Here is a 16,342-nt window from a genome sequence, read left to right as displayed (position 1 = left end):
TCTCAAACGGAAGCGAACTGCAATGTCGAAACAGTGGAAAATAGCGGCGGCCAACGCCGGTTTACGTCTCTATACCCGCATCGCGGGCAATTTCCGGCCAGCAGCGAGCTTCGATCCGCAGCACTCCTTTGAGCGCATCGTGATTTTCTCCACCAGCGCCCTCGGCGATCTGATGTTCAACACGCCCGCCATCCGAGCGCTGCATGAACGCTATCCCGGTGCGCAAATCACCTTAATCTCCAGCTACAAAAACCGGCAACTGGTCGAAGGCAGCCCCTGCTTTCATGACGTGATTTATTGGGATCACAAGGCCAAAGACATGCTGAGCGTGATCCGCCGGCTGCGAAAAAACCAGCCGCAGCTGGCGATCATCCTGCACTCGAAGGCGCCTTACGACGTGCTGGTCGCCATCGCCGCCGGCTGCCGCTATCTGTTTAAAGACCTTTACGGCAATAAGCCGAGCGGGATGGAGCGCTGGTTGACCGGCGTCAGCCGCAGCACCGGCGGCCATCTGATCCAACGCAAGCTGGATATGGTGGGGCAACTGGGCTGCCGCACCGATAACCCGGAGATGTTCATTCCCGTCGCTTTCCCGCCGCGCGCAAAACCGGCAGGCAAGATCCTGATCGGCTTTCAGATGGGCGCCTCCGAAACGCTGCGCCGCTGGCCGGTCGAACGTTTTGTTCAGCTGGCGCAACGGCTGCTGGCGCACTCCGCCGACTATCAGATCGAGCTGATTGGCAGCGCTGCGGAGCGCCACATCGAGCGGGAATTTATGGCGGGCCTGAGCGAGGAACAGCAACAGCGAGTGGTAAGCCATATCGGCACGACCACGCTGCCGCAACTGCTGGCGGTGATCGCCAATCTGCAGGTGCTGGTGACCGGCGATACCGGCCCGCTGCACCTCGCCGTGGCGTTGAAAACCGCCACCGTCAGCCTGTTCGTCACCGCCAATCCGCAGCATACCGGCCCCTATCAGGACCCGGAGCGGCACCAGGTGATGCATGTGCCGGTTGACAGCGCCGCGCTGGATGCCGCCCAGCGCCGCCAACCGCTCAGTATCATCGAGGCGGAACGGGTGCTGGAGAAGACGCTGGCGGCGCTGCCGCCCGCACCAGTCTGATCGGCGACCGCTTTGGCTGCGACAACAGCATCGCCAACGGCAGCCAGAACAGGTACCAAAACTCCGCCGGATTGGCGATCACAAACATCCCCTGTGAACTGTAGAATACCAGCATAAACAGAAACATGGCCGCCTCCCAACGCCGTCCTGCACGCCAGTGCGCAAAGGCAAGCCGCGCACCGTATGCCAGCAACGCAAACAGCAGCAGAAAACCCACGCCGCCGCCCTTCAGCAAGGCGCCGAGGTACAGGCTGTGCGTGGTATGGTTCAGCTCGCCGGTATAATTGAGAAAGTTAAGCTGCTTATCAAAGCCGTAGCCGAAGAACGGCGCCTGTTCGATCAGCCTCAGGCTATGGCGCCAAATGCTGATGCGCACGAAGCTCTGTTGGTACAGCTCGCCAAAGCGGGTGAGCAGCATCTCGCCGATCGCGCTGTAAACGACGGCGAAAACCACCGCCAGCACGCCGGGCAGCAGGATCCACAGCCACTTTCCCGGCCGTTGTCGATAAGGCATCGTCGCCACCAGCGCAAACACCAGCGCCATCAACGGACCGCGGCTTTGCGTCAGCACCATGAACGCCAGCAGCGGCGGGATAAAGCACAGCGCCGCCTTCTGCCCGGTGTCGCGGAAAATCATCAGGCTCAGCAAAATGGCTATGGCGGCGTAACCGGCCAGATCGATCACGTTGCTCGGCCCCGGATTGCGGGGGGTGGTTTCTCGCAGATGATAAATCGACGGGGCGTCGACCAGCGTCAAATACAGGCACAGCGCCGCAATGCCGGCCAACATCACCCACTGCAACTGATGGCGTCGCTCACCGTCAAGCAGTGTCACCAGCCAGGCGAGATACAGCAGGATATAGGCGCTGTGGGTCAGGGCCGACGGTAAGTCGCCCGGCGTCTCGCTCCACAGGGCGCTGAGGGAATAATAAAGCAGAAACATCAGCGCCAATCCGCCGCCCCACAGTGCCCTGCGGTTGCTCAGCAACTGCCGCCGCAGCGGCGGCCAGGTAAACACCGCGGCCAGCCACAGCAGCGCCGCCAGGTGAAACAGATTGTTGACGCGGGTTTGGCCGCAAAATATCGCGCTGAAAAACGCAAAGGCTAAAAACAACGCGCTGCCGAGGCGATAAAATTGCTCAGGCTTGCTGAAAGTAAACATTGCCGTCCACCTTCTCGAAGATATCGCTGTCGATAGCGCTGTGCAGAGAAAGGTTTTTTATCGCGATCTGCTGCTTTTTCATGATCGCGCCGGCGTGCCGGAAAGCGGGGATCACCAGCGACTCCACCTTGTCTGCCAGGAATGTCGGCAACCGATCTTGCTCGGTCTCGTAAAAACGCGGCTGGTGGAAGTTGTTCATGTCCAGCCCGGCGATAAACAGCTGCTTGAAACCGAGATAGGCGATGATTTGCAGCGCCCAGTAGGCCACGGTGCCGGCATCGAAAACGCCGCAGCGAATATCCTGACTGAAGCCGAGCGTGCGGCACGCGGCGGCAAAAACCACGCCGCTTTCCCGGCAGTAGTGATCCCACAGCGCACCGCTGTCGATCCGGGGATGGTAAATCTTGCAGGACGCATCTTCGACAATCGCCAAACGGCAACCGATCGCCGCCTGGCCAAATCGATCGAGAATGCGGGCTACGCCGTGCACGGTGGTGAATAACGTCAGCTCCCGCCGTTGAATGACGTCGCGCACGATCTCCGGGCGGCTATCGATAAAGCCCATGTCCACAATGACGTAGAAGCGAAAATCCACCTGCCGATGCAGAAAATAGGCGCCGTTGACCCCGATGGCGGGCATGGCGGGAATATTTTCGAAGCGCAGCTGCTTCACCGACGGGCCGGTGGCCGTCAACAACGCCTCTCCCCGGCAGCTGTTGCGCAGTTCGCTCAACGGGACGATCGGCACCGACCGGTGCTTATACCACAAGGCGGTGATTTCCCCTCCTTCGCCGCGCGCGATCTTCACATAGGGCCAAAGATTTTCGTTATGCCGATAAGGGCGCGCGTGGGAATAGCGATAGACCTGCTTAAAAAAAGAGCCCATGGTGGCGATGTCCTATCCAGAGTGCGTGACGATACCTACAGGGGCATCTTTCTGTATGCTCAGAATTTAATAACGTGTCAGCGCTGGCCAGGCCGTACAGCGAGTATCTAAATATTCGTTTAATGAGGCAATTTTTGTAATTTGAATTATTCGTCAACGCATCGCCAAGAGATATGTCCAGATGTTAACTAGATAAATAAATGTTTCAGTGCGTAAATATAAAATCAAAGCTCACCGTTATCCTGTCGCTTAGGCGGCAGTTTACGCCATTATCCTGCGGCTGTTTCGGCAGATTCACAGAGGACGGATAGCATATCGATTAATAACTTATCTGAACAAGAGCGCCAGACCAGGAGGCGCGATAAACACATTTTTAGGTAAAATAGGCAGCCACCGACAGTGCTAGGATTAACTCGCTATCATTTTATGTGCACTTTCAACCAACGTTACCCTGTTATTTCGCATTCGCCGATCGTAAAGATCGGCTTTTTTATTTCTCCCGCCTGATCCGCCACCATAAATACCGTTTTTTGGTAAGAAAATGCCGAAGCGATAAGGTTAGATACGCAGTGCATGCCCTTATTTTCCGTGTGTAGGTCATGCATCCCAGAGAGATTATCGATGTTTCATTCGCCGGCGTTATCGCCGGCTTTTTTTATTCCAACATCACCTTGCCAGACCTCAGCACTATCTCCAGCGGAGCCGAATTAGCACGTTTTACCTATTTATTGATAACAGAGAACACTTTTCGGTAAAGAGAAAATGGCAACGCGCGCTACTATTTCACCCGTAGTTTGTCATACCTATTGAATACCCCATGCTTACCGACCCTCGCGGTCGGTTTTTTTTCGCTCTCCCCACCGCAGCCTGAGCACCAGGCTACGCGCATGCCATCCCAATAGGGCATTGGGAGGCCTGAAAAAAATTGTCAATGATATCAAGGCAAAAATCAGACAGCGCGCTTCGGCCCGAGCAACAAGCCCGGATCATTTAATCGGTATGAAATACCACATGCTGATGTCATCCTTTTCACCCGGGCAATGATCGTGGATTTTAAACATGACGCTCTCGGTAATGGAGATATCCAATGAAGCCAGAACACCTTCATAGGCCGACAGGATGAACTCGCTTTCACTCATCTTGTGCTCATTACGCCGGATTGCAAGGTACCTTGCCGATGAGTTGTACAGATCACAGGTTATTGGGTCCTTGTAGCTTATCTTCATCTGTCCCCGGATCATGACCGGAGACAACAGTTGCACCTGCCTTTTTTTCTCGTAATACTCGTGCAAATTCAAGTGCACGATACTGCTGGGAAAGGGCTCTTTGTCGAAAGCAATAATCGGTTGATAATTGATAAAAGGCCAGTGGCTCATGGTTCTAAATGTTCGCGGCGGACAACCGAATTGATTTGAAAAGGCGCGGCTAAATGATTGTTGAGAACTAAATCCAGACAGTAAGGCAATTTCATAGATCTTCATATCCGTACGTTTCAACAGCAACGTCGAGCGGCTCAGCCTGCGTTTTCTGATGTAAGTTCCTATCTTCATCCCTTGATACAAATAGAACATCCGCTGCAAATGCCCAATGGAATATCCTGACTTGATGGATAACGCTCTAATTGAAACATGGCTCTGAGTATCTATCGCCTTTTCAATGATGCAGATTATTTCGTCTAAAATATTGCGCCTGAACTCGTTAGAACAATCCATAGTAAAGCCTGTCATCTTGCTATATTTATTATTGAATGCATTTCTCTTTTTTTAGCATCAGAAAACCGTTAAGTTTGCTTCCTATTGAAAAATGACATCCCCATACTTGTTCAAATATATCCATGCGTCAGACGGCGCGAACAACCTGTCCATGACCATAGGATGGCCATTCACCTTTCGCGCAAGTTGAAGTTCTCAGGCAAGTCGCATCTAATAACGCCAATAATGGCATCAAGACAGAAACACGTTATGGAATTACCCCCGTGATACCCAATTTGGATTAGACATTATTTTGCAGCACAGCCTTAGGCCTATTTACCCCTTAACCACTCACCCTTAAACATAGCATAGTTAATTATTTCGATTCTAAAAGATGTTACTGTCAATAAATTGGCAGACATATAGAGTTTTTATCTATCAATGAATAAAAAGTGCGCTTCCGCTCCCCGTGCCCTATCCTGTCCCGATCGGATAGTACGACAAAAAAACAAATAAAAATCAATCTATTACAAAATTACGCTGTCTAAGTCACGCCTTCTTGCCGCCTCTCGTCCTACCCAGTTAGTTGCCAAATGACACTTTTGAGTACATTTTCCTCAATTTGCCGCGTTAATATTGCGTGCGCTCTATACTCAGGATATTGCCTAAAACAGCGAATGAATCAGGCCGCTGTCGCTGATTACCGATAAAGCGTTATTTTACCTGACGCAACCATTAGGCAGATAACTAAAAGGAAGCTCCCGTATGTTTATAACCAAAGTCATTGAGGAGCTGCTCGCCTGGGTCGAGGAAAGTGGGTTCAATGAGAAACTCACTGTTGAGATGCTTTCAGAAAAAAGCGGATATTCACGTGGGCATATCCAGAAAGCCTTTAAAGATGAAACGGGAATGACTTTCGGCAACTATGTGAGGGGTAGAAAACTCATTCGCGCCGCATTTATGCTGAAAGCGACAAACCTCTCCATTTCCCATATCGTTAATGAGTTGAAATTTCAGTCATATCAATCATTTGGCCGAGCGTTTCGCAAGCAGTTCAGAACGTCGCCGATGCAGTACCGCAAGAGTAAATCCTGGGACGTTTCCTCCGCCATCCCCTTGCTGTTTCTCGATGGCATACCCGAACATCGCTATGTCCACCTGCCAAAAATTTTCGATGAATCAGGGGATTGTATCGATGCTGAGATCTATCACTTCCACCCCGCGGTTTCGGCGCTGCGATTGGCGGCAATCGATAAAATGCAAGCAACAGACGGCGGCATGATTAATTTTTTTAACTTCGGCGCAAGCGCCAACAAAGAGAACCACGTTAGCATCTATTTGAAGACGACCTATGTTCCTGAAGGCGCTGATATCAGTAGCGTTCTTGCCTCGCTGGCCGAGGTTCAGGGAAAAAAGGATATGCAACTGTTTGCCGAATTCACTTTTAAAGGCGCGAGCGATGAAGCGCAACAGTTCACGCAAAGCATTTACACCAAATCATTCCCGATAAATAAAGTGGGCATGGTCGATCGCTTCCTCATCGAAATCCTTAGCCCAATAGGCAATGGCGAAATAGCGATGAAGACCTATATCCCTATTTTATTCCCTGCCAGGAAAAGAGAAATAAATGGAACGAAAATGCCAGAATAGCCGGCACGTCAATGTCGACCTCAGGCTTTACTAATGCAATCTATATCAATCAGTAAAAATCATATTGAGCTTGCGAGCGGCATCACGCGCGCACGTTAAAATAGAGCAAATTTTAAGACTTATCCAATTGGAAAGTCCATCAACATCATTTCGCAAAGCGAGTCCGGTCTCTATCTTGTGGCCATGGTAATGGTTGAACGTTTATCTGCGGATAAATCACTGCAATGTGACTAACATACCAATACCTTATATATCAATGAGTTATGTTAATTTACCTTTCGTGCGGGCTGAGTTATAACTTATTGTTTTAATTTGGTTTATTGAAAAACCCCGATCGCGTCATACCGCCTGACGTTCGCTTTACCCCGCTCCCCCCTCTTGTAGACATCCCTAAACAGGGAAGATATTTTATTTCCACGATGCCTGTATTCACCGGTGCTATTAACATGCCTTAAACAAGAGTAAACCCCGTCAGGAAAATAGAATTATGAGCACTCACGCATGGTCCAAAAATTTAAAAAAACACTACCCCGATGTTAATGTGGAAAAAGTGACTATCGGCGACCGCGGGAAAGGTTATATTGTCTATGTCGATGGCGAGAGAATGGCGTTGAATCATTTTTTTCGCCGTTTTTATCGACACCGGCTTGATAAAGAATGAAGCTTTACACTGAATTTATCGGGTTGTGAAAATCGGTAAAAGCCTGTTATTTAAAATAGCACTGTATTACGCATCACTCTAAATAATTAGCCCAAAGAGGCCCTTTCATCAGGCGCACATATCGTCTAACAGAGTATTAAATTCGCCGTAATACTGAAAGCCGCGCCGTTCAGCAACGGTTTTCAACCCGGTATTAAATGATGCGATAAGCCATACGTTAATCACGTACGCGCCCTCATTGCTCAATAAAACCTTTATCTCGCTCGGGCGGCGGTTCCAGGCCGCCATTCTGCGCCATGAAATGGAAAGCGAAACAAGACCTTAGCAGCCATAAAGCGTTAGTGAACCGTCTCAAGGCGATGAAAGTGCCTTTCATGCCGGCGTTTTCGCGTATTGAGAGCGATGGAATGATGATCCCAATGGGATTGACAGGTCAAAGGAAAACATATGATTAGAACATCGGTTGTAAAGAGAGCTTTAATAATCACGTTCTTTTGCTTGCTGGTTTTTTCGGGCGTTGCGTTAACCGTGGGCGGCGTTTGGCTCATTGCCCTCGGCGGCTCGTTTTACTATGCCATCGCAGGGATAGGTTATGCCGCAGCCGCGATACTGGTGTTTAAACGCAACAAACAGGGTTATCACTTAACCATTGCGCTGTTCTTCATCACGACGCTGTGGGCGCTTTGGGAATCCGGGCTCAACTACTGGGCACTGTTCCCTCGTCTGCTGGTTCCCGCGGGCCTTTCTATCATCGCCGCGTTTTTACTTCCCTCGCATCTGTACAGCGCTAAGGGGAAAAAACAGGCTTACATTGCCGGTACGGTTTTGTCCGTTGCATTCGTTGCTTTCTTTAGCGGCGCCTTTTTTCCCCATGGAGCGATAACGCCTGCTGATAACGCAACCTTTATCGAGAGCAAAAGCGATAATGCCCCTGCGGATTGGAGCGCCTATGGCCGCACGACGGAAGGAACGCGCTATGCGCCGTTTAATCAAGTTAACCGTTCCACAGTCAAAGATCTCAAGCTCGCCTGGGTTTACCGGACCGGCGATTTCAGGCCGGGCGTCGATCAGAACACCCCGCTGGCCATTGATGATTTGGTCTATAACTGCACGCCCAACGGGCTGATTACCGCCATAGATGCCGATACGGGCAAAGCGCGTTGGAAGTTTGACTCGCATTCAACATCCCCGGTCTGGCAGCGCTGTCGCGGGCTGGGTTACTACCAGAATGAGGATGCGGCGCCAGGCTCTGTGTGCGAAAAAACGATCATTCATACCACAATCGACGCCCGCATCATTGCGCTGGATGCCAAAACGGGCCAGAAATGCCCCTCATTCGGTCAAAACGGCGAGGTTAACCTCGGCCAGCATATGGGGAAAATCGAACCTGGATTTTACTTCCAGACGTCAGCGCCAACTATCGCCCGGGGGAAAATTATCGTCGGCGGTTGGGTCATCGATAATGTGATGAAAGGGGAGCCTTCCGGCGTCATCAGAGCGTTTGACGCCAAAACCGGCGAGTTGGACTGGGCGTGGGACTTAGGCAATCCGGCGATCGCCAAAACGCCGCCGCCCGGAAGCACCTATACCCGCGGCACCCCGAATATGTGGACCACCGCCGCCTATGATGACAAATTGGGTTTGTTGTACGCACCGCTCGGCAACGCGACACCCGACTATTACGGCATGAACCGCCCTAAAAACTCGGACGACTACAACTCATCCATTGTCGCCATCGATATTGAAACGGGCCGCGAGCGCTGGAAATTCCAAACGACCCACCACGATATCTGGGATTACGATCTCGCCTCCCAGCCCGCCCTGGTGGACGGCTTCGACGATCGGCATAATCCGGTGCCCGCCCTCCTGTTGGGCACTAAACGCGGGCAGATTTTCTACCTGAACCGTGAGACAGGCCAGCCGCTGGCACGGGTTGAAGAGCAAGCCGTACCGACCCGGGGCGCCGCTCCGGAAGAAAAACTCTCACCAACCCAGCCGTTTTCTGTCGGCATGCCGACCATCGGCGCGGAACACCTTACCGAAGAGAAAATGTGGGGCACCACCCTGTTTGATCAAATGGCATGCCGCATCTTGTTCAAACGGATGAATTATCAGGGGGCCATGACCCCAATCAGCACGCGGCCCACGCTCGAGCAGCCCGGCAATATAGGCGGTCTCAACTGGGGCAGCATGTCGATTGATCCGGTGAACCACATGGCTTACATGAACGATGTGCGGATCCCGAATGTGTTCTGGTTAGTGGCGCGCGATAACTATGAGCGCGTCGCGAAACAGTATCCGCAAAAAGTGATCGACGGCCATGGGCCATCGCCCATGATCGGCACGCCATACGGCATGATCACGCTGATGTGGATGTCGCCGCTCGAGGTGCCTTGTAACCAGCCCCCTTACGGCACCATCACCGCCGTCGATTACAAAAACAAGAAGATTGCCTGGCAGATCCCTGCCGGCACCGCCGAAAAAATGGGGCCGTTGGGCATCAGGTCACACCTGCCAATGCCCGTCGGCATGCCCACCTATGCGGGTACCATGACGACAGCCGGCGGCCTGGTCTTCTTCGCCGGCTTCCAGGACTACTATCTGCGGGCCTACAACAGCAGCACCGGTAAGGAGGTCTGGAAGTACGCGCTGCCGGTCGGCGCGAGCGCCACGCCGATGAGCTATGTTTCGCCGAAAACCGGCCGGCAATACATCGTGATTGTGGTCGGCGGCGCGGCGCACTCGCAAGAAACCGGCGATTACGTCATGGCGTTTGCGCTTCCTGAATCCTGACCTCGTTACCCCGGCCGATCGAATCTGCCGGGGGGACACTACACGATACTCTGACGGCCGCTATGTATGGCCGCCCTGGAGCCATACATAGCTTATCCGCCTGCAGAAGGACGAGCCTGCCGGGGCGGCAGACATCAAGCAGGCAGCGCCTGAAAACGGCGAGAAAAATTAACCAACCAAAGGTTCACGATGGAAACATTCTTCACCATATTAATCTTATTACTCACCGTCTCGTTGTCCGGCATCGTGACGAGAATATTTCCATTCCAAATCCCCTTGCCGCTGGTGCAAATCATCGTCGGCGCCGTTTTGGCCTGGCCGCAATTTGGCCTGCACATCGACTTCAACCCCGAACTTTTCTTGATGCTGTTTATCCCTCCTCTGCTGTTTGCCGACGGATGGAAAACGCCAGCGCAAGAGTTTATTCATTACGGCAGAGAAATACTGAGCCTGGCTTTGATGCTGGTGATCATCACGGTGGTGGGGGTGGGCTATCTGATTCACTTGCTGCTTCCGTCTATCCCTCTCGCGGCCGCGTTTGCCCTGGCTGCCGTCCTGTCGCCTACCGATGCCGTCGCGCTTTCCGGCATCGTCGGCAAAGGGCGCATGCCCAAGCCGGTCATGCGCGTGATCGAAGGCGAGGCGCTCATGAACGACGCTTCCGGTTTGGTTTCCCTTAACTTTTCCATCGCCGTTGCGCTCGGCGCATTAGCCTTCACCTGGGAAAGCGCCTTTCTGACCTTTTTGCAGGTCTCTATTGGCGGGGTGCTCTGCGGCATTGTTATCGTCGTTTTATATAATCAAATGGTTAAATTCATCCACAGATGGATGTACAACGACTCGGCCACGCAGATTGTCTTCTCTTTGCTGCTCCCCTTTTCTTGTTACCTGATAGCGGAAAAGATCGGCGTCTCCGGCATTCTGGCTGCCGTCAGCGCCGGCATGATGATTGGCCAATCCAAAGTGAATCACAATATGCCGCTGGTGCGTTTGCGCACCAATAACATATGGGAAATGCTCGAGTTTATCTTTAACGGCATGGTGTTTATTTTGCTCGGGCTGCAGCTGCCGGGCATCCTGAACTTCACCCTGGCGCAAACCGATATGGATCATTCCGTCAGTCTGGAGAAACTGCTGGGTTACGTGGCCATCATCTATTTCAGTTTGATCGCGGTACGTTTTATCTGGCTGTGGTTGATGAAATTAGGCAGCGCGAAGCTGATGCGCAAAGATCCGCTGTTATTTTCGAAATTCAGCACGCGCGATCTGTTCGTGGCGTCCTTCGCCGGGGTTCGTGGGGCCGTCACGTTGGCGGGCGTGTTGTCGATCCCGTTGTTCTTGCTCGACGGTTCGCCATTCCCGGGGCGCTATCAGCTGGTGTTTATCGCTTCTGGCGTCATCTTGCTGTCGATCGTCGTCGGCATACTCACCTTGCCTTTGCTATTGCGCGGCAACCCGCCGCCTGAAGAGGATCAGGAAGAAGCGTTTTCAGTCTCAGAGGCGCTGGCGAGTGCCGCCATCAAAGCGGTTAATGAAACGAAGGAAAAGCTGATCGATACTCCACCGGACGACGCAACGCCAGAGTTGATTGAAGAAACGACGCGCCGGATGTTGGACGTGCTGCAGCGAAAAATCCTGACCAAGGACGATATTAAAAACATCGTGGCGCTGAAACGGCTCGAAAGGCAGCTGTACCTGGCTTCTTTGCACGCAGAAAGGGAAGAACTGTATCGATTGCGCCGCATGAAAAAAATCAGCCATGAAAAGCTGAGAAAGCTGCTGCATCGAATTGATATTACCGAAGTGCTGATCTCTGAAGACAGTGTCTGAACCGATGAGCCTCGGTCTGGCGGCAATCACGACCCTGCGGGGTACGATTGCCGCCGAAAAACCGCCGTTGTGCAACAAAAAAGCCGGCGATATGACGCCGTTTTCCTCTCCCGGCGCAGGCGACGGCGCCCTGTCCTCTCTTCGTTACCTTGTTTCCGGGTGCCGCTTGGCAGGGCATTTATTCTGTTATAATGTATCAGAAATTAACGAAGGGAAGACGACGATGAAAATCCAGCTGTCGCTGCTGTTTCTCAGCCTGTTGGCCGGCAAGGCCGCGGCGTTTCAGTCGAAGGTGCCCGAGCCGCGTCCCGAGCAGGCCCGCGCGGCGGAGCAAAACATCGAAAATCTGTTTTACGGCTTTCACGCCATGGACGCCCAGGCGGTGAACATCGGCAGCTGCGCGGCAGTGCCGGTGGCGGGATGCCAATGCGCGTTCTGCACCCAGCTGCGGCAGGCCGGGCGCTGAAGCCCCCTTATTCAACCCAGCTCATACTGCACGATCAGCTGCCCTTTCTTCATTTTGACGCCGGTGACGATCACCGCCCCTATCTCGGCCAGCGTGGCGACATGGGTGCCACCGCAGCCGTAAGCGGGCAGCTCGCCGAAACCCACCTGGCGCATGCCGTCCACCGCCTGTTGGCGACGCGGCAGATCGGCGGCGATCAGATGCGCCAGCTCCGCTTGTAAAACATCCGCCTCGATCGTCTGCGCGTCTGCCCCCGGAGTAAACGTGATGCGGCCTTCCCCCGGCCAATGATGCGCCTTGACTGGCCGCCACCCCCGGCCTTCGCCCAGCCAGCCGATCAGATGTCCGCCGGAGTGCCAGCGGGCATGCAGCCGGCGTTGCGCTTCATCGATGCGCATCGTAACCGGCCCGATCGGCAGCGGCGCGGCGGTAAAGTGCACCACCTTATCCCCCTGCTGCTGCACCCGCACGACGGCGACGTTGTCCAACGTTCCCACGTCGGAGGGCTGGCCGCCGCCCTGCGGGTGAAATAGCGTGGCGTCGAGCTCTACGGCGTAAGCGCCCGCCTCGGCCGGCGCGCAGCTCAACACCTGTGCCTGGCCCTGTAACTCGTCGCTGTAGTAATAACGTCGTTCGGTCATCATTTTTCTCCTCGATTCAGGGAGCCATTATATTCATGTCATAATCAGAGGATAATCCGTCGTCATCACAATGGACCTTTGCGTCATGAGCACAAATCTTTCTTACGCCCTGTTGGCCGAAATGGCCGTTTTCGTCCAGGTGGTGGAGAGCGGCAGCTTTTCCGCCGCCGCCCGCAAGCTGGGTGCTTCGCCTTCCGCCGTCAGCCGCAGCGTGGCGAAACTCGAGCAGGCGCTGGCGCTGCAGCTGTTGCACCGCACCACCCGCAAGCTGCGGCTTAGCGAAAGCGGCGAAGAGGTGTTTCAACACTGCCGCGCCATGCTGGCGGCGGCCGAGGCGGCGATGGCGATCGGCGGGCGCGGCGCCGCGGAGCCCGAAGGGTTGGTCAGCATCAGCGTCCCCAAGGCGGTGGGTCGTTTCGTGCTACATCCGCACATGCCGGCGTTTCTGCGGCGCTACCCGAAGGTAGACGTCAGGCTGCGGCTGGAAGATCGCTATATGGATCTGATCGACGATCGGGTCGATCTGGCGCTGCGCATTACCGATCGCCCGTCGCCCGGTTTGATCGGCCGCCAGTTGATGAGAGTAGACCATCTGATATGCGCCACACCGGATTATCTGGCGCAGTACGGCACGCCGCAGCACCCGCACGATCTGGCGGCGCACAGCTGCATCTATCTGGGAGAGACGCCGAGCGATGCGCAATGGAAATTCCGCCGCAGCGGCAAAACGGTGACGGTCAACGTGCGCGGCCGCTACGCCGCCAACCACACCGGCGTGCGGCTGGACGCAGTGAAACAGCATATCGGCATCGGCAGCCTGCCGTACTTTACCGCCCGCCAGGCGCTCGAAGACGGCGAGATCGTGCAAGTGTTGCCGGAATGGGATTTTCTCAGCAGCTATCACGGCGGCCTGTGGTTGCTCTACGTGCCCAACCAGCATTTGCCGCCCAAACTGCGGGTATTCATCGACTATCTCGTCGCCTGCCTGGCGCAGGAACCGCAGCTACAGCGCCTTGCGTAGCGTAATGTTGATGCGGTGCGGCCCCACCAGCGAGTGGTAGCCTTCTTTGACCGGCAGGATGCCGTGGAAGCAGAGCCGCGCCGGGCCGCCCCATACCACCACGTCGCCGTGCGCCAACGGGATGCGCCGCGCCCGGTCGCTGCGCTGCAGGCCGCCGAACTGAAATACCGCCGGCAGCCCGAGCGAAACCGAGACGATCGGCGCCCCGAAGTCGTGTTCGTCCTTATCCTGATGCAGCGACAGCTTGCTGCCCGGATCGTAACGGTTCATCAGGCAAGAGTCCGGCACGAAGGGGCCAAAGCCCGCCTGCTGTGCGGCCTCATCCGCCAACGCCATCAAGATTGGGGGAATGGCCGGCCAGCGTTTGCCGCTGCGTGCGTCGCGTTCCGAATAGCGATAGCCGCGGCTGTCGCTGGTCCAGCCGTTGCCGCACCAGCTCATCGCCACCGACATCACATGCCCGCCGGGGGTGGTCAAATGCCGCCATGGCACCTGAGCCACCACGCCCTGCACCGCCGCCAGCAGTTCCGGCCCGTGATCGCGCACGAAGCCGTGCATCACCACCGCGCCGGGAGCGATCTCTTCCCGCCACGGCGGCGGCAGTGCGTCTTCAAAAAGATCGATTGTCATCGTCAAAGCCTGTATGAATACACAGTATTAATTGTAACCCGCTGCTGTCGATTGTCCAGCGCCCGGCAACGCCATTGTCGTTGGCGGCAAATTTCTCTACAGTAGCCGCCATAAAATCAATCACTCACCAGGAATGCGTGTGATTAAGGGCATCACTCTTTCGGTCGTCGCCTCCATCTTGTTCGGCGCGATGTATTACTTCACCTCTACCCTCACCCCGCTGAACGGCGAACAGGTTTACGGCTGGCGCACGCTGCTGACGCTGCCGTTCCTGACGCTGTTCATGGCGTTGTCCGGCGATTGGCGCAAGGTGGCCGACACGCTGGGCTGGATCGGCCAACGGCCGCTGCGGCTGCTGGGCCTGCTGCTCACCTCGGCGCTGCTGGGGGTGCAGCTGTGGCTGTTCCTGTGGGCGCCGCTGCACGGCAAGGCGCTAGACGTGTCGCTCGGCTATTTTCTGCTGCCGCTGACCATGGTGCTGGCGGGGCGCCTGATCTATCGCGATCGGCTGTCGCTGCTGCAAAAACTGGCGGTGGCGTGCGCTATGGTGGGGGTAGGCAATGAGCTGTATCAGGCGGGCGGCGTCTCATGGCCGACGCTGGTGGTGGCGCTGGGCTATCCGCTCTACTTTATTTTGCGGCGCCGCTTCGCCACCGACAACCTCGGCGGACTGTGGTGCGAGCTGGCGCTGATGCTGCCGGCGGCGGCCTGGTTCGCTTTCGGCGACCACGGCGCGGCGGCACTGCAGGTCAATGCCGAGCTGTATTGGCGCATTCCGTTGCTCGGCGTCATCAGCGCCGTGGCGCTGGTGTGTTACATCCTCGCCAGCCGCCTGCTGCCGTTCAGTCTGTTCGGCCTGCTGAGCTATGTGGAACCGGTGCTGCTGGTGATCGTCGCGCTGCTGCTCGGCGAGAGCATCAGCCAAAGCGAATGGCCGACCTATCTGGCGATCTGGCTGGCGGTGCTGCTGCTGGCGGCGGAAGGCGCGCAGCACCTGCTGCGCCGCCAGCGGGTCTGACTCAGGCGGCCAGCGTGGCGCCGCCGTCGATCACGATATCCTGCATGGTGATGTGGCTGGCCAAGTCGGAGGCCAGGAACAACACCGCGTTGGCGATCTCGTCCGGGCGGGCGATTTTACCCAGCGGGATCCCCAGTTTGAACATCTCGGGGAAGCCGGCAATGGTGCGCTGCTGCGCATCGTCGGTCTGCCACATGCCGCGCTGCATCGGCGTGTCGGTCGAGCCCGGCGACACCAGATTGCAGCGCACGCCGAACGGCGCCATCTCCAGCCCCACGCAGTGGTTCAGGCTGGTCAGCGCCGCCTTGGAGGCGCAGTAGGCCGCCATCTGCGCGCGCGGCACGTGCGCGGCGTTGGAGCCGACGCTGACGATCGCCCCGCTGCGCTGCACCTTGAAGTGCGGCAGCAGCGCGCGGAACAGGTAAAACGCCCCCGAGGCGTTGACGTTGATGCACTGATGCCAGTCATCCACGCTCAGATCTTCGGTATTGCCCATGCGCAAAATGCCGGCGGCGTTGACCAACACGTCCAGTCGCGGGTTCTCCCCCAGCTGTTGGCGGCACACCGCCTCCACCTGTTCCGGCCGGCTGATGTCCAGCGTCACGCAAGGGTAAGGCAGATCCGGGTTGGCGAATTCGCGGTCAAATCCCACCACCTCAGCACCCTGAGCCAAAAAGTGCCGGGCGATCTGCTCGCCAATGCCGCGCGCCGCGCCGGTCACCCACACCCGTTTGCCGGTGAAATCCATCTGAATGCTCATGCGCACACCG

The 16,342-nt window shown here is 55.6% G+C and carries 14 protein-coding genes; 8 read left to right on the top strand and 6 right to left on the bottom strand.

What is annotated here, in order from left to right:
- Positions 1-22 precede the first annotated feature (22 nt).
- Positions 23-1,123 (top strand): glycosyltransferase family 9 protein, encoded by a 1,101-nt coding sequence (locus tag ACRAWE_RS03490; RefSeq protein ID WP_432524821.1) that lies wholly within the window; start codon positions 23-25, stop codon positions 1,121-1,123.
- Here the strand turns inward: ACRAWE_RS03490 and ACRAWE_RS03485 are convergent.
- The 3 genes from ACRAWE_RS03485 to ACRAWE_RS03475 form a co-directional block, all read right to left on the bottom strand.
- A complete protein-coding gene (locus ACRAWE_RS03485) occupies positions 1,062-2,285 on the bottom strand; it encodes an O-antigen ligase family protein (RefSeq protein WP_432524819.1) in 1,224 nt (407 codons plus the stop codon). The genes ACRAWE_RS03490 and ACRAWE_RS03485 overlap by 62 nt on opposite strands.
- Complete coding sequence (locus tag ACRAWE_RS03480; RefSeq protein WP_211130270.1) at positions 2,263-3,171, bottom strand: sugar glycosyltransferase; 909 nt, start codon at positions 3,169-3,171, stop codon at positions 2,263-2,265. Before ACRAWE_RS03480 ends, ACRAWE_RS03485 begins: the two co-directional genes overlap by 23 nt.
- A 986-nt stretch (positions 3,172-4,157) precedes the next feature.
- Positions 4,158-4,883, bottom strand: coding sequence for a helix-turn-helix domain-containing protein (locus ACRAWE_RS03475; RefSeq protein ID WP_432524817.1), 726 nt, complete (start codon positions 4,881-4,883; stop codon positions 4,158-4,160).
- 744 nt (positions 4,884-5,627) lie between these two features.
- On the opposite strand from ACRAWE_RS03475, the gene ACRAWE_RS03470 reads away from it, so the two are divergent.
- From ACRAWE_RS03470 to ACRAWE_RS03450, 5 genes are all read left to right on the top strand, one after another.
- Entirely contained in the window at positions 5,628-6,512 is an 885-nt protein-coding gene (locus ACRAWE_RS03470) for a helix-turn-helix domain-containing protein (protein ID WP_432524815.1), read from the top strand.
- Positions 6,513-6,999: 487 nt separating this feature from the next.
- A complete protein-coding gene (locus ACRAWE_RS03465; protein ID WP_154746484.1) occupies positions 7,000-7,173 on the top strand; it encodes a hypothetical protein in 174 nt (57 codons plus the stop codon).
- 447 nt (positions 7,174-7,620) lie between these two features.
- On the top strand, positions 7,621-9,966 hold the full coding sequence (locus ACRAWE_RS03460) for a membrane-bound PQQ-dependent dehydrogenase, glucose/quinate/shikimate family (protein WP_154746485.1): 2,346 nt from the start codon (positions 7,621-7,623) through the stop codon (positions 9,964-9,966).
- Between the two features lie 189 nt (positions 9,967-10,155).
- On the top strand, positions 10,156-11,796 hold the full coding sequence (locus ACRAWE_RS03455; RefSeq protein WP_432524812.1) for a Na+/H+ antiporter: 1,641 nt from the start codon (positions 10,156-10,158) through the stop codon (positions 11,794-11,796).
- A gap of 223 nt (positions 11,797-12,019) precedes the next feature.
- Positions 12,020-12,262: a hypothetical protein gene (locus tag ACRAWE_RS03450; protein ID WP_019452477.1), complete on the top strand. Its 243-nt coding sequence runs from the start codon at positions 12,020-12,022 to the stop codon at positions 12,260-12,262.
- A gap of 11 nt (positions 12,263-12,273) precedes the next feature.
- Here the strand turns inward: ACRAWE_RS03450 and ACRAWE_RS03445 are convergent, their stop codons facing one another.
- Positions 12,274-12,903 (bottom strand): hypothetical protein, encoded by a 630-nt coding sequence (locus ACRAWE_RS03445; RefSeq protein ID WP_063917890.1) that lies wholly within the window; start codon positions 12,901-12,903, stop codon positions 12,274-12,276.
- 85 nt (positions 12,904-12,988) lie between these two features.
- Between ACRAWE_RS03445 and ACRAWE_RS03440 the strand changes: the two genes are divergently transcribed.
- A complete protein-coding gene (locus ACRAWE_RS03440) occupies positions 12,989-13,924 on the top strand; it encodes a LysR family transcriptional regulator (RefSeq protein ID WP_432524810.1) in 936 nt (311 codons plus the stop codon).
- On the opposite strand, the gene alkB is transcribed toward ACRAWE_RS03440, so the two are convergent.
- Positions 13,907-14,554 carry a DNA oxidative demethylase AlkB gene (gene alkB, locus ACRAWE_RS03435; protein WP_019452474.1) on the bottom strand — a complete coding sequence of 216 codons (648 nt, stop codon included), beginning with the start codon at positions 14,552-14,554 and terminating at the stop codon, positions 13,907-13,909. The two genes, ACRAWE_RS03440 and alkB, sit on opposite strands and share 18 nt — an antisense overlap.
- Before the next feature lie 139 nt (positions 14,555-14,693).
- Here alkB and rarD point away from each other — a divergent pair, with 139 nt between their 5' ends.
- Positions 14,694-15,572, top strand: a complete 879-nt coding sequence (gene rarD, locus ACRAWE_RS03430) for an EamA family transporter RarD (protein WP_211130268.1) — start codon at positions 14,694-14,696, stop codon at positions 15,570-15,572.
- A gap of 1 nt (position 15,573) precedes the next feature.
- Here the strand turns inward: rarD and dhbA are convergent, their stop codons facing one another.
- Complete coding sequence (dhbA, locus tag ACRAWE_RS03425; RefSeq protein ID WP_019452472.1) at positions 15,574-16,332, bottom strand: 2,3-dihydro-2,3-dihydroxybenzoate dehydrogenase; 759 nt, start codon at positions 16,330-16,332, stop codon at positions 15,574-15,576.
- Between the last annotated feature and the right edge of the window lie 10 nt (positions 16,333-16,342).

Source organism: Serratia sp. BFP-2025 (genome assembly GCF_050880365.1).
Taxonomy (GTDB): Bacteria; Pseudomonadota; Gammaproteobacteria; order Enterobacterales; family Enterobacteriaceae; genus Serratia; species Serratia surfactantfaciens.
This window is presented reverse-complemented; position numbering and strand designations above follow the sequence as displayed.